The 19,182-nt window shown below is 63.1% G+C and carries 30 protein-coding genes and 1 pseudogene; all 31 read right to left on the minus strand.

Translation table 11 applies throughout. The annotated features are described in order from the left end of the window. Positions 1-113: 113 nt before the first annotated feature. Complete coding sequence (locus CK218_RS29315; RefSeq protein ID WP_095829724.1) at positions 114-944, minus strand: aspartyl/asparaginyl beta-hydroxylase domain-containing protein; 831 nt, start codon at positions 942-944, stop codon at positions 114-116. A 207-nt stretch (positions 945-1,151) separates the two neighbouring features. Next, positions 1,152-2,459, minus strand: a complete 1,308-nt coding sequence (locus CK218_RS29320) for a replication-associated recombination protein A (RefSeq protein ID WP_066989617.1) — start codon at positions 2,457-2,459, stop codon at positions 1,152-1,154. 44 nt (positions 2,460-2,503) lie between these two features. Next, the gene (locus tag CK218_RS29325; protein ID WP_095829725.1) at positions 2,504-3,997 is read right to left on the minus strand and encodes a DegQ family serine endoprotease; all 1,494 of its coding nucleotides are present in this window, start codon (positions 3,995-3,997) and stop codon (positions 2,504-2,506) included. A 190-nt stretch (positions 3,998-4,187) separates the two neighbouring features. Further along, complete coding sequence (gene rplQ, locus CK218_RS29330) at positions 4,188-4,619, minus strand: 50S ribosomal protein L17 (RefSeq protein ID WP_095829726.1); 432 nt, start codon at positions 4,617-4,619, stop codon at positions 4,188-4,190. A 104-nt stretch (positions 4,620-4,723) separates the two neighbouring features. Then, entirely contained in the window at positions 4,724-5,734 is a 1,011-nt protein-coding gene (locus CK218_RS29335) for a DNA-directed RNA polymerase subunit alpha (RefSeq protein ID WP_059188661.1), read from the minus strand. Between the two features lie 98 nt (positions 5,735-5,832). Then, on the minus strand, positions 5,833-6,222 hold the full coding sequence (gene rpsK, locus CK218_RS29340) for a 30S ribosomal protein S11 (RefSeq protein ID WP_006205444.1): 390 nt from the start codon (positions 6,220-6,222) through the stop codon (positions 5,833-5,835). Positions 6,223-6,349: 127 nt separating this feature from the next. Then, positions 6,350-6,718 (minus strand): 30S ribosomal protein S13, encoded by a 369-nt coding sequence (gene rpsM, locus CK218_RS29345; RefSeq protein WP_027170351.1) that lies wholly within the window; start codon positions 6,716-6,718, stop codon positions 6,350-6,352. Between the two features lie 223 nt (positions 6,719-6,941). Beyond that, entirely contained in the window at positions 6,942-7,532 is a 591-nt protein-coding gene (locus tag CK218_RS29350; RefSeq protein ID WP_095780445.1) for an adenylate kinase, read from the minus strand. Continuing rightward, positions 7,529-8,869: a preprotein translocase subunit SecY gene (gene secY, locus CK218_RS29355; RefSeq protein WP_066989608.1), complete on the minus strand. Its 1,341-nt coding sequence runs from the start codon at positions 8,867-8,869 to the stop codon at positions 7,529-7,531. The genes CK218_RS29350 and secY overlap by 4 nt, the downstream gene beginning before the upstream one ends. Before the next feature lie 259 nt (positions 8,870-9,128). Continuing rightward, positions 9,129-9,602 carry a 50S ribosomal protein L15 gene (rplO, locus tag CK218_RS29360; RefSeq protein WP_095829727.1) on the minus strand — a complete coding sequence of 158 codons (474 nt, stop codon included), beginning with the start codon at positions 9,600-9,602 and terminating at the stop codon, positions 9,129-9,131. A 23-nt stretch (positions 9,603-9,625) separates the two neighbouring features. Next, positions 9,626-9,823 (minus strand): 50S ribosomal protein L30, encoded by a 198-nt coding sequence (rpmD, locus tag CK218_RS29365; protein WP_027170355.1) that lies wholly within the window; start codon positions 9,821-9,823, stop codon positions 9,626-9,628. A 25-nt stretch (positions 9,824-9,848) separates the two neighbouring features. Next, positions 9,849-10,418 carry a 30S ribosomal protein S5 gene (gene rpsE / locus CK218_RS29370; protein ID WP_027046810.1) on the minus strand — a complete coding sequence of 190 codons (570 nt, stop codon included), beginning with the start codon at positions 10,416-10,418 and terminating at the stop codon, positions 9,849-9,851. A 126-nt stretch (positions 10,419-10,544) separates the two neighbouring features. Then, positions 10,545-10,907 carry a 50S ribosomal protein L18 gene (gene rplR, locus CK218_RS29375; protein WP_066989604.1) on the minus strand — a complete coding sequence of 121 codons (363 nt, stop codon included), beginning with the start codon at positions 10,905-10,907 and terminating at the stop codon, positions 10,545-10,547. 88 nt (positions 10,908-10,995) lie between these two features. Then, positions 10,996-11,529, minus strand: a complete 534-nt coding sequence (gene rplF, locus CK218_RS29380; protein ID WP_067321468.1) for a 50S ribosomal protein L6 — start codon at positions 11,527-11,529, stop codon at positions 10,996-10,998. A gap of 113 nt (positions 11,530-11,642) precedes the next feature. Next, positions 11,643-12,041, minus strand: a complete 399-nt coding sequence (gene rpsH / locus CK218_RS29385; RefSeq protein WP_066989600.1) for a 30S ribosomal protein S8 — start codon at positions 12,039-12,041, stop codon at positions 11,643-11,645. Between the two features lie 12 nt (positions 12,042-12,053). Next, a complete protein-coding gene (gene rpsN / locus CK218_RS29390; RefSeq protein ID WP_095777623.1) occupies positions 12,054-12,359 on the minus strand; it encodes a 30S ribosomal protein S14 in 306 nt (101 codons plus the stop codon). A 26-nt stretch (positions 12,360-12,385) separates the two neighbouring features. Then, positions 12,386-12,964 carry a 50S ribosomal protein L5 gene (rplE, locus tag CK218_RS29395; protein WP_066989598.1) on the minus strand — a complete coding sequence of 193 codons (579 nt, stop codon included), beginning with the start codon at positions 12,962-12,964 and terminating at the stop codon, positions 12,386-12,388. Next, complete coding sequence (rplX, locus tag CK218_RS29400) at positions 12,957-13,271, minus strand: 50S ribosomal protein L24 (RefSeq protein ID WP_059188493.1); 315 nt, start codon at positions 13,269-13,271, stop codon at positions 12,957-12,959. The genes rplE and rplX overlap by 8 nt, the downstream gene beginning before the upstream one ends. 12 nt (positions 13,272-13,283) lie before the next feature. Continuing rightward, a complete protein-coding gene (gene rplN, locus CK218_RS29405; protein ID WP_006205457.1) occupies positions 13,284-13,652 on the minus strand; it encodes a 50S ribosomal protein L14 in 369 nt (122 codons plus the stop codon). An 81-nt stretch (positions 13,653-13,733) separates the two neighbouring features. Next, positions 13,734-13,973: a 30S ribosomal protein S17 gene (gene rpsQ / locus CK218_RS29410; protein ID WP_040970380.1), complete on the minus strand. Its 240-nt coding sequence runs from the start codon at positions 13,971-13,973 to the stop codon at positions 13,734-13,736. 11 nt (positions 13,974-13,984) lie between these two features. Further along, positions 13,985-14,185, minus strand: a complete 201-nt coding sequence (rpmC, locus tag CK218_RS29415; protein ID WP_040970379.1) for a 50S ribosomal protein L29 — start codon at positions 14,183-14,185, stop codon at positions 13,985-13,987. Between the two features lie 12 nt (positions 14,186-14,197). Further along, positions 14,198-14,611 (minus strand): 50S ribosomal protein L16, encoded by a 414-nt coding sequence (gene rplP / locus CK218_RS29420; RefSeq protein WP_027170364.1) that lies wholly within the window; start codon positions 14,609-14,611, stop codon positions 14,198-14,200. Positions 14,612-14,638: 27 nt separating this feature from the next. Then, positions 14,639-15,361, minus strand: coding sequence for a 30S ribosomal protein S3 (gene rpsC / locus CK218_RS29425; RefSeq protein ID WP_095829728.1), 723 nt, complete (start codon positions 15,359-15,361; stop codon positions 14,639-14,641). After that, a complete protein-coding gene (rplV, locus tag CK218_RS29430) occupies positions 15,361-15,750 on the minus strand; it encodes a 50S ribosomal protein L22 (RefSeq protein ID WP_066989594.1) in 390 nt (129 codons plus the stop codon). The genes rpsC and rplV overlap by 1 nt, the downstream gene beginning before the upstream one ends. Positions 15,751-15,752: 2 nt before the next feature. After that, a complete protein-coding gene (gene rpsS / locus CK218_RS29435) occupies positions 15,753-16,031 on the minus strand; it encodes a 30S ribosomal protein S19 (RefSeq protein WP_006205463.1) in 279 nt (92 codons plus the stop codon). Positions 16,032-16,047: 16 nt separating this feature from the next. Then, entirely contained in the window at positions 16,048-16,881 is an 834-nt protein-coding gene (gene rplB / locus CK218_RS29440) for a 50S ribosomal protein L2 (RefSeq protein WP_040970375.1), read from the minus strand. Positions 16,882-16,903: 22 nt separating this feature from the next. Continuing rightward, complete coding sequence (locus tag CK218_RS29445; protein WP_040983033.1) at positions 16,904-17,197, minus strand: 50S ribosomal protein L23; 294 nt, start codon at positions 17,195-17,197, stop codon at positions 16,904-16,906. After that, positions 17,194-17,814, minus strand: a complete 621-nt coding sequence (rplD, locus tag CK218_RS29450) for a 50S ribosomal protein L4 (protein WP_066989592.1) — start codon at positions 17,812-17,814, stop codon at positions 17,194-17,196. Before rplD ends, CK218_RS29445 begins: the two co-directional genes overlap by 4 nt. Then, positions 17,814-18,530 carry a 50S ribosomal protein L3 gene (gene rplC / locus CK218_RS29455; RefSeq protein ID WP_067321479.1) on the minus strand — a complete coding sequence of 239 codons (717 nt, stop codon included), beginning with the start codon at positions 18,528-18,530 and terminating at the stop codon, positions 17,814-17,816. The genes rplD and rplC overlap by 1 nt, the downstream gene beginning before the upstream one ends. 94 nt (positions 18,531-18,624) lie before the next feature. Then, positions 18,625-18,933 carry a 30S ribosomal protein S10 gene (rpsJ, locus tag CK218_RS29460; RefSeq protein WP_006205468.1) on the minus strand — a complete coding sequence of 103 codons (309 nt, stop codon included), beginning with the start codon at positions 18,931-18,933 and terminating at the stop codon, positions 18,625-18,627. 66 nt (positions 18,934-18,999) lie between these two features. After that, a pseudogene (tuf, locus tag CK218_RS29465) lies at positions 19,000-19,182 on the minus strand (elongation factor Tu); the annotation flags it as partial.

Genomic DNA, 19,182 nt, shown 5'->3' on the forward strand with positions numbered 1-19,182 from the left:
TTTCCGGTTGAAGGCGGCGCCATAGCACTAAGGCAGAGAGGTTGCGAGCCAAAGACCCAACAACGGACAAAGATCGCGCCAAAGAGCGTTGCGGAGCCGCAGGCGCGGACGCTTCAGTTTGCGGCGGCCTTCTTGGCCTTGGACGAGCCGATCATCTTCCAGTTCTTGTAGAACATGGAATTGATGCGCTCGACGCTGACCGAGACGATGGCGAGAAGGTTGGCGATCAGGCCGGGGAATGGCGATGGACGGATGATATCCATGAACACGCAGTAGCGGCGTCCGTCATATTCGTTCACCGAACGGTGCAGCAGCGTGTCGTCGAAAATGTAAAGCGGGTTGTCGTGCCAGTAGTTCCTGGCGCCGTTGCACTCGACGAAAATCTCAGCCTTGACCGGCAACAGGTTGTAGAGGATGCGCAGGCTGAGCCGCAGCGGCCCGAAATGCCAGGAAGTCGATTCCTTGCCTCTGAAGACTGAGACCGCGATGGTCTTGATGTATTTGAAGTCCTTGTTGAATTCCGCGACGTTGTCGATCTTGTGCTTGCCATACCACTGATAGACGTACATGCCGCGCCGACCGGTGCCGAAATTGGCGTCGATATCGGCGATAATCTCGTCCTTGCGAGTCTTGAAGACGTCGAGAACCTCGTTGACCTCGCGCTGATAGTCTGCGGGGAACTGCTCCAGCTTCCATACGCCCGGGTTCCGATAGCAAAGCAGGTCGACCAAAAGGTTGAACGGCGACAGCAGCCAGGTGAAGATGCCGTTGCCGAGGAAATAGCCGCGGAACAACGACAGATCCTTGTTTGCATTGCGCATCACGTCGATCAGACCGCAGACGATCCAGATCGTGGTCAGGATCGGGATAAAATAAAAGCCAAGCGCGAGAAGCGGGACTGCGATAGCAGCCTGACGAAGAGTCTTACGGGTTTGCTTTGTCATTGTCTTTCGCTTGGGAGCGCGATCCTGTTCGCATGAGCCAAATCACGGCGACCCCCCGCCAGCCGTGCGCCTTCATAGGATTTTTCATGACGCGGCACAATCTGGAACAGGTTTGCCCGCTCACGAGAGCGCCAGCATCTCGACTTTGCTGTCATGCCGACGAAGCTTCGCCGCGAAGCACCCGGGCTCGCCGAGCCGCGGAAGCGGCTATTCCCGCTCTTTGCGCAGCTTTGCCCAGTATTCCAACCGCTTCTTGACCTCGCGCTCGAAGCCGCGCTCGGGCGGATCGTAGAAAGTGCGGCGGCCCATCTTTTCCGGGAAATAGTCCTGGCCGGAAAAGGCATCCGGCTCGTCGTGGTCGTAGCGGTAGCCGGCGCCGTAGTCCTCTTCCTTCATCAGCTTGGTCGGCGCGTTGAGGATGTGCTTGGGCGGCAGCAGCGAGCCGAATTCCTTGGCCGCTTGTGTCGCCGCCTTGAAGGCGGTGTAGACGGCGTTCGACTTGGGCGCGGTGGCGAGATAGACGGTGGCCTCGGCGAAGGCGAGTTCACCCTCGGGCGAGCCGAGATAGTCGTAGGCGTCCTTTGCGGCATTGGCGACGACCAGCGCCTGCGGATCGGCAAGCCCGATATCTTCCACCGCCATGCGCACCAGCCGGCGGCCGAGATAGAGCGGATCCTCACCGGCATCGAACATGCGGGCGAGGTAATACAGCGCGGCGTCCGGATCCGAGCCGCGTACTGATTTATGCAGCGCCGAGATCAGGTTGTAGTGGCCGTCCTGGCCCTTGTCGTAGATCGGCGCGCGACGCTGGATGACGCGCTGCAGGCCTTCGGGCCCAAACACCTCGCCCGGCTTGGCGGCGCGCCAGACCTCCTCGGCGAGCGTCAGCGAGGCACGACCGTCGCCATCGCTCATGCGGATCAGCATGGCCCTCGCCTCGTCGTCGAGCGGCAGCGCCCTGCCCTCGGTCGCCTCGGCCCGCTCCAGCAGCTTGGCGATGCTCTCCTCGTCCAGCGAGCGGAAGACGAGCACCCGCGCTCGGGACAGAAGCGCCGCGTTCAGCTCGAAGGATGGGTTCTCCGTCGTGGCGCCGACCAGCACCACCGTGCCGTCTTCCATGACCGGCAAAAAACCGTCCTGCTGGGCGCGGTTGAAGCGATGGATCTCATCGACGAAGAGCAGCGTCTGGCGGCCGTTGGTCCGGCGCAGTTTCGCCGCCTCGAACACTTTCTTCAGGTCGGCGACGCCGGAAAACACCGCCGATATCTGCTCGAAGGCAAGGTGGGTTTCGCCGGCGAGCAGCCGCGCCACCGTCGTCTTGCCGGTGCCGGGCGGGCCCCAGAAGATCATCGAGCCGAGCGTGCCGGAATTGATCAGCCGCGTCAGCGCGCCATCCGGGCCGGTCAAGTGCTCCTGGCCAACGACCTCGCCAAGGGTCTTCGGGCGCAACCGGTCAGCCAGCGGCCGGCCGGGCGGCGCCTTCTCCGGTTCATCGACGCTGAACAGATCGGCCATGCACTTTTATTTGGTTGGAACGCGGCCCCTTTTCCAGAGCCTGCTCAGTAACGCAACACCTGGCGCAGTATCTGCCCACCGCGCTCGACGGTAAAGCGCCACCACCGCGTGTCCTGCTGCGCAATCTGTGCCAGCGTCGCCGCCTTATCGATGCTCGTGCCGTTCACTTCGCGCACGATGTCGCCCGGTTGGAAGCCGAAATCGGCGGCCGGTGAATCGCGGTTGATGTCGACCACGGTAACCCCCTTCATGTCGGTCCGCAGCCCGAGACGCTGGGCAAGGCGCGGCGAAAGCTCTGCCACCTTGGCGCCGGCGAAGGGGCTGCGGCCATGCAGCGTGACCTCGCTCGGCTTCGCGCCTTCGGGCGCGCGCTCCAGCGCAATCTCAAGCGTTGCCTGCTGGCCCTTGCTCAGCACTGCGAAGGTCGCCTTGGTACCGATCGACAGCGTCGCCATGCGGTAATCCAGCGCCTCGATGCTTTCGACCGGGGTGTTGTTGAGCGACAGCACGACGTCGCCGGGCTTGAGCCCCGCCTTGCCGGCCGGTCCGACCCCATCGACCGACGAGACCAGCGCGCCGGTCGGCTTTTCCATCCCGAGCGATTCCGCGATCTGCGGTGTCACGGCTTCAAACTCGGCGCCGATATAGGGCCGCTCGAAGAAGTCGAGGCCGGCCTTGGCGGCGTCGGCGAAAGCCCTGACCATGTTCGATGGAATGGCGAAACCGATACCGATCGAGCCGCCGCTGCGGCTATAGATAGCCGTGTTGATGCCGACCAGCTGGCCGCCCATGTTGATCAGCGCGCCGCCGGAATTGCCGGGATTGATGGCGGCATCGGTCTGGATGAAATAGCCGGAGTCGGAAACGCCGATATGGCTGCGGGCAAGCGCCGAAACGATCCCGCTGGTGGTCGTCTGGCCGACGCCGAAGGGATTGCCGATGGCGAGCACCAGGTCGCCGACCTCGAGCGCGTCGGAATCGCCGATGGCGATCACCGGGAACGGCTTGTCGGCGGAGATTTTGAGCACGGCAAGATCCAGTGTCTCGTCCTTCAGCATCACCTTGGATGTGAACTCGCGCCCGTCGGCCGTCGCGACCTTCACCTCGTCGGCATCCTTGATGACATGGTAGTTGGTGACGATCACGCCGCTCGGATCGACCAGCACGCCGGAACCGAGCGAAGACTGCGCGCGCGGCTGCGCGCGGCCGAAGAACTCCTCGAAGAAGGGATCGCCCTCGAACGGCGAGGTCACCTTTGCGGTCTGCGAGGCATAGACGTTGACCACGGCCGGCGCCGTCTGCTTGACCAGCGGCGCAAACGAAAGCTGCACCTCCTCGCGGCCGAACGGCACGCGCTTGTCGGGCCCGGAAGTGGAGTTCTCGCCCTCGACGCCATGCAAGAGATCGGTCAGCACGTCGGAAAGGCCAGGGTCGGCCGGCTTGGCGGCATCTTCTGCGAATGCCTGTCTGACGCTAGGAGCCGCGGCGAAAGCGGCAAGCGTGCAAACCGCAATAAGAAACAGCCGTTTGAGGTGCATTCCGAATCCTCCAGATCAGGCGCCATTGTCCCGACGATTGTGCAGAATGAAAGGCTAATGCACGGAAATACGATGCTTGTCGCGCAAAAGCGTGAGAACGAGAACGAAAATCCGCTCGCCCTGCTCGCTGGTTTCAGAACGAAAAAGGGGCCCCGAAGGCCCCTTGAATTCATTCGCTGAAAACCTGGCCTTATGCGGCCGCGGCTTCCTGTTCGCCGCCTTCGGCCTCGAGACGCGCGCGGTCGGCGGCGCCCTTGGCCGAGGTGTCGCGGTCGACGAACTCGATGACCGCCATGGCGGCATTGTCGCCGTGGCGGAAGCCCGCCTTCATGATGCGCAGGTAGCCGCCGTTGCGGCTGGCGTAGCGCGGTGCGATGGTTTCGAACAGGCGCTTGACGACGCCTTCATTGCCGATCTGCGCGATCACCTGGCGGCGGGCGTGCAGGTCGCCGCGCTTGCCGAGCGTCACCAGCTTCTCGACGATCGGACGCAGGTCCTTCGCCTTCGGCAGGGTGGTGACGATCTGCTCGTGCTCGATCAGAGACACGGCGAGGTTGGCGAACATCGACTTGCGGTGGCTTACGCTGCGGGCGAAGCGACGGCCTTTGAAACCGTGGCGCATGGCTCTTTTCCTTCTTTAGTTGTTCAAGAGGCCACGGCCTCTGATGGTTTTCCGCATGACCGTCGGATCGAGCGGCTCGCGCCGCCGATCCTTGGAATTCATGCTCAATATTGATCTTCGTAACGCTTGGCGAGGTCTTCGATGTTTTCCGGGGGCCAATCCGGCACTTCCATGCCGAGGTGCAGACCCATCGCCGCCAGCACTTCCTTGATCTCGTTCAGCGACTTGCGGCCGAAATTCGGAGTGCGCAGCATCTCGGCTTCCGTCTTCTGGATCAGGTCGCCGATATAGACGATGTTGTCGTTCTTCAGGCAGTTGGCCGAACGCACCGAAAGCTCGAGCTCGTCGACCTTCTTGAGCAGCGCCGGGTTGAAGGCCAGCTCGGTGACGGCCTCGGTGGCGACTTCCTTCTGCGGCTCGTCGAAGTTGACGAACAGGCTGAGCTGGTCCTGCAGGATGCGGGCCGCGAAAGCCACGGCGTCCTCGCCCGAGATCGAACCGTCGGTCTCGATGGTCATGGTCAGCTTGTCATAGTCGAGAACCTGGCCCTCGCGGGTGTTCTCGACCTTGTAGGAGACCTTCTTGACCGGCGAGTAGAGGCTGTCGACCGGGATTAAACCGATCGGCGCGTCCTCGGCGCGGTTGCGCTCAGCCGGCACATAGCCCTTGCCGGTGTCGACGGTGAATTCCATGCGGATCTCCGCGCCCTCGTCCAGCGTGCAGATCACGTGGTCGGGGTTGAGGATCTCGACGTCGCCGACGGTCTGGATGTCACCGGCAAGCACGGCGCCCGGGCCCTGCTTGCGCACGACCATGCGCTTGGGACCATCGCCTTCCATGCGGATGGCGATTTCTTTGATGTTGAGCACGATGTCGGTCACGTCCTCGCGCACGCCGGCGATGGACGAGAACTCATGCAGCACGCCGTCGATCTGCACGGCGGTGACGGCCGCACCGCGCAGCGAAGACAGAAGCACGCGCCGCAGCGCGTTGCCGAGCGTGAGGCCGAAGCCGCGCTCGAGCGGCTCGGCCACAAGCGTGGTCAGCGTCTTCTTCTTCGACGAGAACTCGATCTTGTTCGGCTTGATCAGTTCCTGCCAGTTTTTCTGGATCATGGTGTCTTCCTTCCTTTGACCCGCCACCATCCAATCGTGGCGGGCAGCCTGGAATTGCCGCGGAGGAGCGCCTTGGCGCTCACGCGGCGTTCAAAATATTAGACGCGGCGCTTCTTGCGCGGACGGCAGCCATTGTGCGGGATCGGCGTCACATCGCGAATCGAGGTGATGGTGAAGCCGGCCGCCTGCAGGGCGCGCAGCGCCGATTCACGGCCGGAGCCGGGTCCGCAGACCTCGACCTCGAGCATGCGCATGCCGTGTTCCTGTGCCTTCTTGGCGACGTCCTCGGCGGCCATCTGGGCGGCGAACGGGGTCGACTTGCGCGAACCCTTGAAGCCCTGGGCGCCGGCCGACGACCAGGCGATCGAATTGCCCTGCGCGTCGGTGATGGTGATCATCGTGTTGTTGAAGGTCGAATTGACGTGGGCAACGCCCGACGAGATGTTCTTGCGTTCGCGACGGCGAACACGAGCGGCTTCCTTGGCCATGGTAGTCCTTTCAGTTGATCTCTACACCGCCGTAACGCCAGCGGCTCCACCTTTGCAGTGAATGGTGAATAGTGAAATGGTGAATGGTCAAAGCGCCATTCACCATTCACCACCAACCATTCACCAATTACTTCTTCTTGCCGGCGATCGCCTTGGCCGGGCCCTTGCGGGTGCGCGCATTGGTATGCGTGCGCTGGCCGCGGACCGGCAGCGAGCGGCGGTGACGCAGGCCGCGGTAGCAGCCGAGGTCCATCAGCCGCTTGATGTTCATCGAGACCTCGCGGCGCAGGTCGCCTTCGACCTGGTAGTCGCGGTCGATCGTCTCGCGGATCTGCAGCACTTCCGCGTCGGTCAGCTGGTTGACGCGGCGGTCTGCCGGGATGCCGACCTTGTCGACGATCTCCTGGGCAAACTTCTTGCCGATGCCGTGAATGTACTGAAGCGCAATGACGACGCGCTTGTTGGTCGGAATGTTGACGCCGGCTATACGAGCCATGTTCTTTCATCTCCATTTGGGCCGGCCATCCTTCAAAAAGGCAGGCCCGGCGCTATCTAAGTTGCCCCGCGTCCGGTGGAGGCCGGCCCTTGCGGGAGTTTCCTGGTTCAAAACGGATGCCCTGCCCGCGCGGGCAAGCAAAGTCCATGCCTGATAGGAAGACGGGCCGCCATACCCCAATGGCTTCTTCCAGTCAAGCGCAATCTTTGCTTGTCGGAGCGGCCTAGCTCACCGCCGCCGTGAGCACCTTCTCGATCTCCGCGGTCACCGCGTCGATGCTGGCCATGCCGTCAACGCTCTTCAGCCTGCCTTTGGCATAGTAGTAGCCGGTCAGCGGCGCCGTCTTCTTGTAATATTCTCGCAGGCGCTCCTCGAACACCGCCGGGTTGTCGTCCTTGCGCACCGGCTGGCCGGCCGCCTTGGCATCCTCGGCCCGCTTGACGATGCGCCCGACCAGCGCCTTGTCGTCGACGACGAGCTCGATGACGCTGTCGAGCGCGATGTTGCGCTCGGCGAGCATGGCTTCGACGGCATCGGCCTGCACCAGCGTGCGCGGATAACCGTCGAGGATGAAGCCCCTGGCGCAGTCGGGCTGGTCGATCCGCTCGGCAACGATCGCATTGACGATCGCGTCCGATACCAGCTCGCCGGCATCCATCACCGCCTTGGCCCGCTTGCCGACTTCGGTTCCGGCCTGGACGGCGGCACGCAGCATGTCTCCCGTCGAAAGCTGGGGTATGCCGTGTTTTTCTACCAGTCTCTGTGCTTGCGTCCCCTTGCCCGCTCCTGGCGGCCCAAGCAATATCAGCCTCATCTGCTCCTCTTACCCCCGCGCAACTTCGACTTCTTGATCAGGCCCTCATACTGGTGCGCGATCAGGTGACCCTGAATCTGCGCCACCGTGTCGAGCGTGACACTGACCACGATCAGAAGCGATGTGCCACCGAGATAGAAAGGTACGCCAGTCGCTGAAATCAGGAACTCAGGCAGCAGACACACCAGCACCAGATAGATGGCGCCGATGACGGTGATACGCGTCAGAACATAGTCGATATATTCGGCGGTGCGCTCGCCCGGACGATAGCCCGGGATGAAGCCGGAATGCTTCTTGAGCTGGTCGGCCGTGTCCTTCGGGTTGAAGACGATTGCCGTATAGAAGAAGGCGAAGAAAATGATCATCGCCGCATAGAACGCCATATAGAGCGGCTGGCCGTGGCCCAGCGCCGCCAGGACCGTGCTCGCCCAGGCAGGCAGGTTGGTGGTCTGCGAGAAGCCGGCAACCGTTGCCGGCAGCAACAGCAGCGAGGAGGCGAAGATCGGCGGGATGACGCCCGAGGTGTTGAGCTTCAGCGGCAAATGCGAGGTATCGCCCTGGAACATGCGGTTGCCGACCTGCCGCTTCGGATACTGGATGAGCAGGCGGCGCTGAGCGCGCTCGAAGAAGACGATGACGCCGATGACGACGACGGCGAGCACGATGATCGCCAGAATCAGGCTCGTAGACAGCGCACCGGTGCGGCCGAGTTCCAGCGTGCCTGAAATGGCGTGCGGCAGACCGGCGACGATGCCCGAGAAGATGATCAGCGAAATGCCGTTGCCGATGCCGCGCGCGGTGATCTGCTCGCCGAGCCACATCAGGAACATGGTCCCGCCGACAAGCGTGACGACGGTCGAGATGCGGAAGAACATGCCGGGATCGGTGACGATACCGTTGCCGCCCTCCAGCCCGACCGAAATGCCGTAGGCCTGCACCAAGGCCAGCAGCACGGTGCCGTAGCGCGTGTACTGGTTGATGATCTTGCGGCCCTGCTCGCCTTCCTTCTTCAGCGCTTCCAGCGACGGGATGACCGAGGTCATCAGCTGCATGATGATGGAGGCGGAGATGTAGGGCATGATGCCGAGCGCGAAGATCGCCATGCGCTGCACGGCGCCGCCGGCAAACATGTTGAACATGCCGAGCACGCCCTTGCTCTGCGAGGAGAAGGCTTGCGCGAAAGCGTCGGGATTGATCCCGGGAAGCGGGATGTAGGTGCCGAGGCGGTAGACGAGCAGCGCGCCGACGGTGAACCAGATGCGCTTCTTCAGATCCTCGGCCTTGGCGAAGGCCGCAAAATTCAGATTGGAGGCTAGTTGTTCAGCAGCCGAAGCCATGCCTGATTTTCTCCGCTAGAGCATGATGCCGAAAAGTGTGAAGCGGTTTTCGGAAGACATCATGCTCTACTTCATTGATTTCTATGTCGCGCTCGATGCCCGCAGCTCAGGCGGCGCGTGTCACCGAAGCTCACGAGATAAGCTCCGGACCGTCAACATGCAAGCGGCCGCGTTGACGCGGCCGCCTAATTGATCAGATCAAAGCGCGGACGGGCGGCAAAAATGAAACCATACCCGCCGGCCGCGCTTCAAATCGCCGTTACTCGGCGGCGGCCGCTTGCGGCAGCTTCACCGAACCGCCCGCCTTCTCGATCTTCTCGATCGCAGCTTTGGAGGCGCCGGCGACGTCGAAGCTGAGCTTGGCCTTGAGCTCGCCGTCGGAGAGCACGCGCACGCCGTCCTTGGCGCGGCGGATGACGCCGGCAGCGATCAGGGTCTCAGCCGTCACGGTCTCCTTCGCGTCGAGCTTCTTGGCATCGACCGCAGCCTGGATGCGGGCAAGCGACACGACGGTGAAGCTCTTGGCGAACAGGTTGTTGAAGCCGCGCTTCGGCAGGCGCCGGTAAAGCGGCATCTGGCCGCCCTCGAAGCCGTTGATGGCAACGCCCGAGCGTGCCTTCTGGCCCTTGACGCCGCGACCGGCGGTCTTGCCAGAGCCGGAGCCGATGCCGCGACCGAGGCGCTTCCTGGAGTGCGTGGCGCCGTCCTTGTCACGCAGATCGTTGAGTTTCATGTTTCTGTCTCCTGCGCTTCCGTTCAGGCCTCGTCCACAACGCGGACGAGGTGCTGGACGGCGGCGATCATGCCGCGCACCGAAGGGGTGTCTTCCAGCGTGCGCCGCTTGTGCATCTTGTTGAGGCCGAGGCCGACCAGCGTCGCGCGCTGCTCCTTCGGCCGGCGGATCGGCGAACCGATCTGCTCGACGGTGATGGTCTTGGTAGCTTTCTTGGCCATGGTCGAAATCCCTGGTCAGCGTCGACTATTCTTCGGCCGCGACGGCGGTGCCGCGGCGGGCCTGAAGGGTCGAGTACTTGATGCCGCGCGCAGCAGCCACATCCTTCGGATGCATCTGGCTCTTCAGCGCGTCGAAGGTGGCGCGAACCATGTTGTAGGGGTTCGACGAACCCATCGACTTGGCGACCACGTCATGCATGCCGAGCGTCTCGAAGACGGCGCGCATCGGGCCGCCAGCGATGATGCCGGTACCCTGCTTGGCGGCGCGCAGCAGAACGCGTCCGGCGCCCCAGCGGCCCTCGACGTCGTGATGCAGCGTGCGGCCCGAACGCAGCGGCACGAAGATCATGTCGCGCTTGGCCGATTCGGTCGCCTTGCGGATCGCCTCCGGCACTTCGCGCGCCTTGCCGTGGCCGAAGCCGACGCGGCCCTTCTGGTCGCCGACGACGACGAGCGCGGCAAAGCCGAAGCGACGGCCGCCCTTCACCACCTTGGCGACGCGGTTGATGTGGACAAGCTTGTCCACCATGCCGTCGTCGCGCTCTTCGCGTTCACGCTCGCGGCCGCGGCCGCCTTCCCTACGTTCCTGTGCCATATCCTAGTCCTTGTTCTTTTCCGGAAGCACGGGTTGCTGTTTGCCGGCGCCTCTATCGACACCGGCGGTGAATTTCTCCTTTGCATGATCTTGTCCGAAAAGTCTGCAACTTTTCGGGATCATGCATTAGAAGCTCAGACCGCCTTCGCGGGCAGCCTCGGCCAGCGCCTTGACGCGGCCGTGATAGATGTACGGGCCACGATCGAAGACGACTTCCTTGACGCCGGCCTTCGACGCGCGCTCGGCGATCAGCTTGCCGACCGCGGCAGCAGCGGCGCTGTCGGCGCCGGTCTTGAGCGAGCCCTTCAGCTCCTTCTCCAGCGTCGAGGCGGCGGCCAGCGTGTGGCCCTTCGCGTCGTCGATGACCTGGACGTATATGTGCTTCGAGGTGCGATGCACCGAAAGCCGCGGCCGCTCGCCGGCGACCTTCTTGAGCTGGCGGCGCACGCGCTGCGCGCGGCGCTGGGTTGTTTCTTTGGGGCTAGCCATGATTCTGTTCCTTGCCTTCAGAAAACGGGGGCAACCGTGTGCGGTAGGCCAAGCCTCCCGCGGTCGCGCCCCGCGGCGATCAAAAGTCTTACTTCTTCTTGCCTTCCTTGCGGACAATCCGCTCGTCGGCATAGCGCACGCCCTTGCCCTTGTAGGGTTCGGGACCGCGATACTCGCGGATCTCGGCCGCGACCTGGCCGACCTGCTGCTTGTCGATGCCGGAGACCGTGATTTCGGTCGGCTTCGGCACGGAGATCGTGATGCCCTGCGGCGTCTCATAGACCACGTCGTGGCTGAAGCCGAGCGCCAGCTGCAGGTTCTTGCCCTGCATGGCGGCGCGATAGCCGACGCCGGTGATCTCGAGCTTCTTCTCGAAGCCGTCCTTGACGCCCTGCAGGATGTTGACGATCTGCGTGCGCGACATGCCCCACTTGGCGCGGGCGGTCTTGGTCTGGTCGCGCGGCTCGACCGAAATCTCGGCGCCTTCCATCTTGACCAGCACTTCGTCGTTGACCACGAACTTCAGCTCGCCCTTGGGGCCCTTGGCCGTCACGGTCTGGCCGTTGACGGTCGCGGAGACGCCCTGCGGCAGCGAAACGGGTTTCTTTCCGATACGAGACATTGTTGTCTCCTCTTCCTTTACTGCTGTGAATGGTGAATGGTGAAATGGCGAACGGCGCGGTCAAAAGTCCCGTGCAGTCTCACCATTCACTATTCACCATTGACCATTCACCCTTAGAAAATCTGGCAGAGGATCTCGCCGCCGACATTCTGCTCGCGCGCTTCGTGATCGGCCATGACGCCCTTCGGCGTCGAAAGGATGGCGATGCCGAGGCCGTTGGCGACATGCGGGATCGACTTGGCCGAGACATAGACGCGGCGGCCGGGCTTCGAGACGCGCTCGATTTCGCGCACGACCGGAGCGCCGTCGAAATACTTCAGCTCGATCTCGATTTCCGACTTGCCGTTCTCGAAGTCAGTCTGGCTGTAGTCGCGGATATAGCCTTCCGACTTCAGCACTTCGAGGACGCGGGCGCGCAGACGCGAGGCCGGAGTCGAGACGCTCGACTTCTTGCGGCCATAGGCGTTGCGGATGCGGGTCAGCATATCGCCGAGAGGATCGCTCAATGACATCTCAGTGTCTCCTTACCAGCTCGACTTGACCAGGCCCGGGATCTGGCCGTTGTTGCCCAGATCGCGAAGCGCGATACGCGAAAGCTTGAGCTTGCGATAGTAGGCGCGCGGACGCCCCGTCACTTCGCAGCGGTTGCGGATGCGGATCTTGGCCGAGTTGCGCGGCAGCGCCGAAAGCTTCAACTGGGCGCGGAAACGCTCTTCCATCGGCTTGGACTGGTCCATGACGATTTCCTTGAGCGCCTTGCGCTTGGCGGCGTACTGACCGGCAAGCTTGCGGCGCCGGTTGTTCTTCTCGACTGAGCTGGTCTTTGCCATTTCAGATTTTTCCTTTTTCGCTGCCGTTACTGGCGGAAGGGGAAGTTGAAGGCCTTGAGCAGCGCCCTGGCCTCGTCATCCGTCTTCGCCGTCGTACAAACGATGACGTCCATGCCCCAGACCTGATCAACCTTGTCGTAGTTGATCTCCGGGAACACGATGTGCTCCTTGATGCCCATGGCGTAGTTGCCACGGCCGTCAAAGCTCTTCGGGTTGAGTCCGCGGAAGTCGCGAACGCGCGGCAGCGCGATGTTCACGAGGCGGTCGAGGAACTCGTACATCCGTTCCTTGCGCAGCGTGACCTTGGCGCCGATCGGCATGTTCTCGCGCACCTTGAAGCCCGCGATCGAGTTGCGGGCGCGGGTGACGACAGCCTTCTGGCCGGCGATCAGCGCGAGGTCGTCGGCCGCGACCGAGGGCTTCTTGGAATCGCCGGTCGCTTCACCGACGCCCATGTTCAGCACGATCTTGTCGATGCGCGGAACCTGCATCTCGTTGTCGTAGCCGAACTGCTCCTGCAGCGCCTTGCGGATGGTCTCCTGATAGACCTTCTTGAGGCGCGGCTCGTTCTTGGCAGCTGCCTGCTTGGTTTCAGCTTTAGCCATTGATGACTTCTCCCGAACGCTTGGCGACGCGCACCTTCTTGCCGTCCTTCTGGATGGCGAAGCCGACGCGGGTCGGCTTGCCGTCCTTGGGGTCGGCCAGCGCGATGTTCGACAGGTGGATCGGCGCTTCCTTGGTGATGATCCCGCCCTCTTGGGACTGGGTCTGCTTCTGGTGACGGCGAATGAGGTTCACGCCGCGGACCAGCGCGGTGTCTTCCTTCGGCTGCACCGACAGGACTTCGCCCGAACGGCCCTTGTCCTTGCCGGCAAGCACGACGACTTTGTCGCCTTTTCTGATCTTTTGCATGGGTCCGGCTCCTTACAGCACTTCAGGCGCGAGCGAGATGATCTTCATGTGGTTCTTGGCGCGAAGCTCGCGCGGAACCGGCCCGAAGATACGCGTGCCGATCGGCTCTTTCTTGTTGTCGACGAGAACGGCCGCGTTCTTGTCGAAACGGATCACGCTGCCGTCCGGACGGCGGATGTCCTTGGCCGTGCGAACCACGACCGCCTTCATCACATCGCCCTTCTTAACGCGGCCGCGCGGGATGGCTTCCTTGATCGACACCACGATGATGTCGCCGACGGAGGCATACTTCCGCTTCGAACCGCCCAGCACCTTGATGCACATGACACGACGGGCGCCGGAATTGTCCGCGACGTCGAGGTTTGTTTGCATCTGAATCATGACTGGCCGCCTTCTTCTTTTCTAACGGGACGGGCTTTCACCCCTCCCCGGTCTGTCCAAAATTCGTTTCGTTCGCCCGGATCAAGCCTGATCCGCGGTGATGACGACCCAGCGCTTGTCCTTGGAGATCGGCTTCGATTCCTGGATGAACACCTGGTCGCCGACCTTATGGGCGTTGTTCTCGTCATGCGCCTTGTACTTCTTGGTCAGGCGCACGGTCTTCTTCATCACGGGATGCGTGAAGCGCCGCTCGACCTTGACGACGACCGTCTTCTCGTTCTTGTCGCTGACGACGGTGCCCTGCAGGATGCGCTTTGGCATGGTTCTCGTCCTTAAGCCTTCTTGGCCGCGGCTTTTTCCGCGGCGATGGTCTTGATGCGCGCGATGTCCCTGCGGACCTGCTTCACGCGTGCGGTCTTCTCGAGCTGGCCGGTGGCCTTCTGGAAGCGCAGGTTGAACTGCTCCTTCTTGAGGGCGGCCAGGTCGTCGGCCAGCTGATCCTGGGTCTTGGTCCGGATGTCTTCGGCTTTCATGATCGCCTGTCCTTATTCTGCGATGCGCTGCACGAAGCGCGTCTTGACCGAGAGCTTGGCGGCGCCGAGACGCAGCGCCTCACGCGCGGTTTCTTCGCTGACGCCGTCGATCTCGAACATGATGCGGCCAGGCTTGACGCGCGCCGCCCAGTAGTCGACGGCGCCCTTGCCCTTACCCATGCGCACTTCGGTCGGCTTCGAGGTGACCGGCAGATCCGGGAACACCCGGATCCAGACGCGGCCGGCGCGCTTCATCTCGCGGGTGATCGCGCGGCGGGCCGCCTCGATCTCGCGCGCGGTGACGCGGTTCGGCTCAAGCGCCTTCAGCCCGAAACCGCCGAAATCCAGATTGGTGCCGCCCTTGGCGGTGCCGTGGATACGGCCCTTGAACTGCTTGCGGAACTTTGTGCGCTTTGGCTGCAGCATCGTTCTAACTCCAAATTCTCAAATTTCTCAGGCGTTCTCGCGACGGCGACCGCGCTCACGTTCGCCGGTCTGACCGCCGTGATCGCCTTCCGTGGCGCGACGCTCCGACGCCATCGGGTCGTGCTCGAGGATCTCGCCCTTGAACACCCACACCTTGACGCCGCAGATGCCATACGCCGTGTTCGCCTCGGCCGTGCCGTAGTCGACATCGGCGCGCAGCGTATGCAGCGGCACGCGGCCTTCGCGGTACCACTCCATGCGCGCGATTTCGGCGCCGCCGAGACGGCCGGAGCAGTTGATGCGGATGCCTTCGGCACCAAGACGCATGGCCGACTGAACGGCGCGCTTCATGGCGCGACGGAACGCGATGCGGCGTTCGAGCTGCTGGGCGATCGACTGGGCGATCAGCGTGGCGTCGATTTCCGGCTTGCGCACTTCAACGATGTTGAGGTGCGTCTCGGACTTCGTCATCTCCATCAGCTTCTTGCGGAGCTTCTCGATGTCGGCGCCCTTCTTGCCGATGATCAGGCCCGGACGCGCGGCATGGATGGTGACGCGGCACTTCTTGTGCGGACGCTCGATCACGACCTTGGAGATCGCGGCCTGCTTGAGTTCCTTCTCGAGATACTTACGGATCTTGATGTCTTCATGCAGCAGCTGACCGTATTCGCCGGTGTTCGCGAACCAGCGCGAATCCCAGGTGCGGTTGATGCCGAGACGCAGCCCGATCGGATTGACTTTCTGGCCCATTATGCGGCCTCCCCTTTTTCCTCGACTTCACGAACGACGATCGTGAGGTGCGAGAACGGCTTTTCGATACGGCTGGCGCGACCACGGCCACGCGCGTGGAAACGCTTCATGACGATCGACTTGCCGACATAGGCTTCCGATACGATCAGTGCGTCGACATCGAGGTCGTGGTTGTTTTCCGCGTTGGCGATCGCCGACTCCAGGGTCTTCTTGACCGTGCCGGAAATCCGCTTGGCCGAGAATTCGAGGTCGGAAAGCGCTGTCGCGACCTTCTTGCCGCGGATCAGCGCGGCAACCAGGTTCAGCTTCTGCGGGCTGATACGGATGGTGCGCAGAACGGCGCGCGCCTCGTTGTCAGCAAGCCTGCGCGGAGCTTTGGCCTTGCCCATGATTATTTCCTCTTCGCCTTCTTATCCGCGCCGTGACCGTAATAGGTCCGGGTCGGAGCGAATTCACCGAACTTGTGGCCGACCATGTCCTCGTTCACGGAGACGGGAACGTGCTTCTGGCCGTTGTAGACACCGAAGGTGAAGCCGACGAACTGCGGCAGGATGGTGGAGCGACGGCTCCACATCTTGATCACCTCATTGCGACCGCCTTCACGAACCTTGTCCACCTTCTTGAGAAGGTAGCCGTCGATGAAGGGGCCTTTCCAAATCGAACGAGTCACTTGGCGTTACCTCTTCTTAGCTCTTGCGCTGATGGCGCGAGCGCACGATGAACTTGTCGGTCGCCTTGTTGGACCGCGTCTTCTTGCCCTTGGTCGGCTTGCCCCAGGGCGAAACCGGGTGACGGCCACCCGAGGTGCGGCCTTCGCCACCACCGTGCGGATGATCGACCGGGTTCATGGCCACGCCGCGATTGTGCGGGCGCTTGCCGCGCCACACCGTGCGGCCGGCCTTGCCGTCGTTGATGTTGCCGTGATCGGGGTTCGACACGGCGCCGACGGTGGCCATGCAGGAACCGTGCACGACGCGCTGCTCGCCCGAGTTGAGGCGCAGGATCGCCATGCCCTGGTCGCGGCCGACGAGCTGGGCGTAACCGCCGGCCGAGCGGGCGACCTGGCCGCCCTTGCCCGGCTTCAGCTCGATATTGTGGACGATCGTGCCGACCGGCATCGAAGCCAGCGGCATCGCGTTGCCCGGCTTCACGTCGACCGCTTCGCCGGCCACGATCTTGTCGCCGGCAGCCAGACGCTGCGGCGCCAGAATGTAGGACAGCTCGCCGTCGTCATACTTGATCAGCGCGATGAAGGCGGTGCGGTTCGGATCGTATTCGATGCGCTCGACCGTGCCGACGACGTCGTACTTCTTACGCTTGAAGTCGATGATGCGGTACGAACGCTTGTGACCGCCGCCGATGAAGCGGGCCGTGATGCGGCCGTAATTGTTGCGGCCGCCCGACTTGGTCAGGCCTTCGGTCAGACCCTTGACGGGCTTGCCCTTGTAGAGGCCCGAGCGGTCGACGATGACCAGCTGACGGGTGCTCGGCGTTACCGGGTTGAATTTCTTGAGTGCCATTGTCCTGTCCTCGCGGCCTTGCTCAGAGACCCGTCGCGACGTCGATCGACTGGCCGTCGGCCAGCGTCACAACCGCCTTCTTGACGTCGCCCTGGCGGCCAACCGTGCCGCGGAAGCGCTTGATCTTGCCCTTACGGACGAGCGTGTTCACGGCCGTAACCTTGACCCCGAAGAGAGCTTCCACGGCGGCCTTGATTTCCGGCTTCGACGCCTTCTTGGCGACATTGAAGACGACCTGGTTCTGCTCGGAAGCCATGGTCGACTTTTCGGTGATCGCCGGCGAGACGATCACGTCGTAGTGACGGAGGTCGGTCATTTGAAGCGCTCCTCGAGAGCCTCGACGGCGGCCTTCGAAAGGACCAGCGTGCCGCGGCGCAGAATGTCGTAGACGTTGATGCCCTGGATCGGCAGCACGTCGATGTTGGGAATGTTGGTCGCCGCCAGCTTGAAGTTCTGGTCAAGCTCGGCGCCGCCGATCACCAGGGCATTGGTGAGCCCGAGCGTCTCGAGGCTCGCCACCAGCGCCTTGGTCTTGGCTTCGGCGAGCTTCAGCTCGTCGACGATGATCAGCGAAGCGCTCTTGGCCTTGGCCGAGAGAGCGTGCTTCAAGCCCAGCGCGCGCACCTTCTTCGGCAGCTCGTGCTCATGGCTGCGCACGACCGGGCCGTGCGCCTTGCCACCGCCGCGGAACTGCGGAGCGCGAGCCGAATGGTGACGGGCGCGGCCCGTACCCTTCTGCTTGTACATCTTGGCGCCGGTGCGCGCGATCTCGGCGCGGCCCTTGGCCTTGTGCGTGCCCTGCTGCTTCTTGGCCAGCTGCCAGCGCACGACGCGCTGCAGGATGTCCTCACGCGGGTCAAGGCCGAAGATCTCCTCGGAGAGCTTTACCTTGCCAGCGTCCTTGCCGCCGAGGGTTGTGATCTTGAGGTCCATTATTCCGCTCCCTCATTGGCCGGGGCATCGTTCTTGGCGGCAGCGGCACGGATCGCGGCTGGCTTCGGCGCGTTGGCCGGCAGCGCAACCTTGGCCGCGTCACGGACCAGGATCCAGGCGCCCTTCACTCCCGGGACGGCGCCGCGGATCAGGATCAGGCCGCGGTCGGCATCGGTCGAGACGACCTCGACATTCTGGGTGGTGACGCGGACGTCGCCCATGTGGCCGGCCATCTTCTTGCCCTTGAACACCTTACCGGGGTCCTGGCGCTGACCGGTCGAGCCGTGCGTGCGGTGCGAGACCGAGTTACCGTGCGTGGCGCGGCCGCCACCCATGTTGTGCCGCTTGATCACGCCCTGGAAACCCTTGCCGGTCGAGGTGCCCGTCACGTCGACCTTCTGGCCAGCGACGAAGTGCTCGACGGTGAGCTCGGCGCCGACGTCGATCATGTTGTCGGCGGAGACGCGGAACTCGGCGAGCTTCGCTTTCGGCTCGACGGAGGCGGCAGCGAAATGGCCGCGCATCGCCTTCGACGTGTTCTTCACCTTGGCAAGGCCAACGCCGAGCTGGACGGCGGTGTAGCCGTTCTTCTCCTGCGTGCGCTGCGCCACGACCTGGCAGTTCTCCATCTGGAGAACGGTGACGGGAACGTGTTCCCCGGCATCGTTATAGATGCGGGTCATTCCCACCTTCTTTGCAATCACACCTGAACGCATCGGTTCAATTCCTTTAGAGTTCCCTGTCGGGGCTGACGCCCCTCCACGCCTCTTGGTTCCTTCAGAGTTCCGGGTCGCCCCGCCCTCTTGTTCCTTAGAGCTTGATCTCGACGTCGACACCGGCGGCCAGATCGAGCTTCATCAGAGCATCGACCGTCTGCGGGGTCGGATCGACGATGTCGAGCAGCCGCTTGTGGGTGCGCATCTCGAACTGCTCGCGGCTCTTCTTGTCGACGTGAGGCGACCGGTTGACCGTGAACTTTTCGATCCGCGTCGGCAGCGGAATGGGGCCGCGGACGTTGGCGCCGGTGCGCTTGGCGGTCGACACGATTTCGCGCGTCGAGGCGTCGAGCACCCGGTGGTCAAACGCCTTAAGGCGGATGCGGATATTCTGTCCGTTCATGCGTCAATTCCTTGTTCTGGCGCGGCGCGGGCAGCCCCGCGCCCGCGACAGATCCGTTTCGTCCAATTATTCTTTAATGGTGACGACGATGCCGGCACCGACGGTGCGGCCGCCTTCACGGATGGCGAAGCGCAGCTTCTCTTCCATGGCGATCGGCACGATCAGCTCGACGTCGACGGTGATGTTGTCGCCGGGCATCACCATCTCGGTGCCGGCCGGCAGCGTCACGATGCCGGTCACGTCGGTGGT

The organism is Mesorhizobium sp. WSM3879 (assembly GCF_002294915.1).
Classification (GTDB): domain Bacteria; phylum Pseudomonadota; class Alphaproteobacteria; order Rhizobiales; family Rhizobiaceae; genus Mesorhizobium.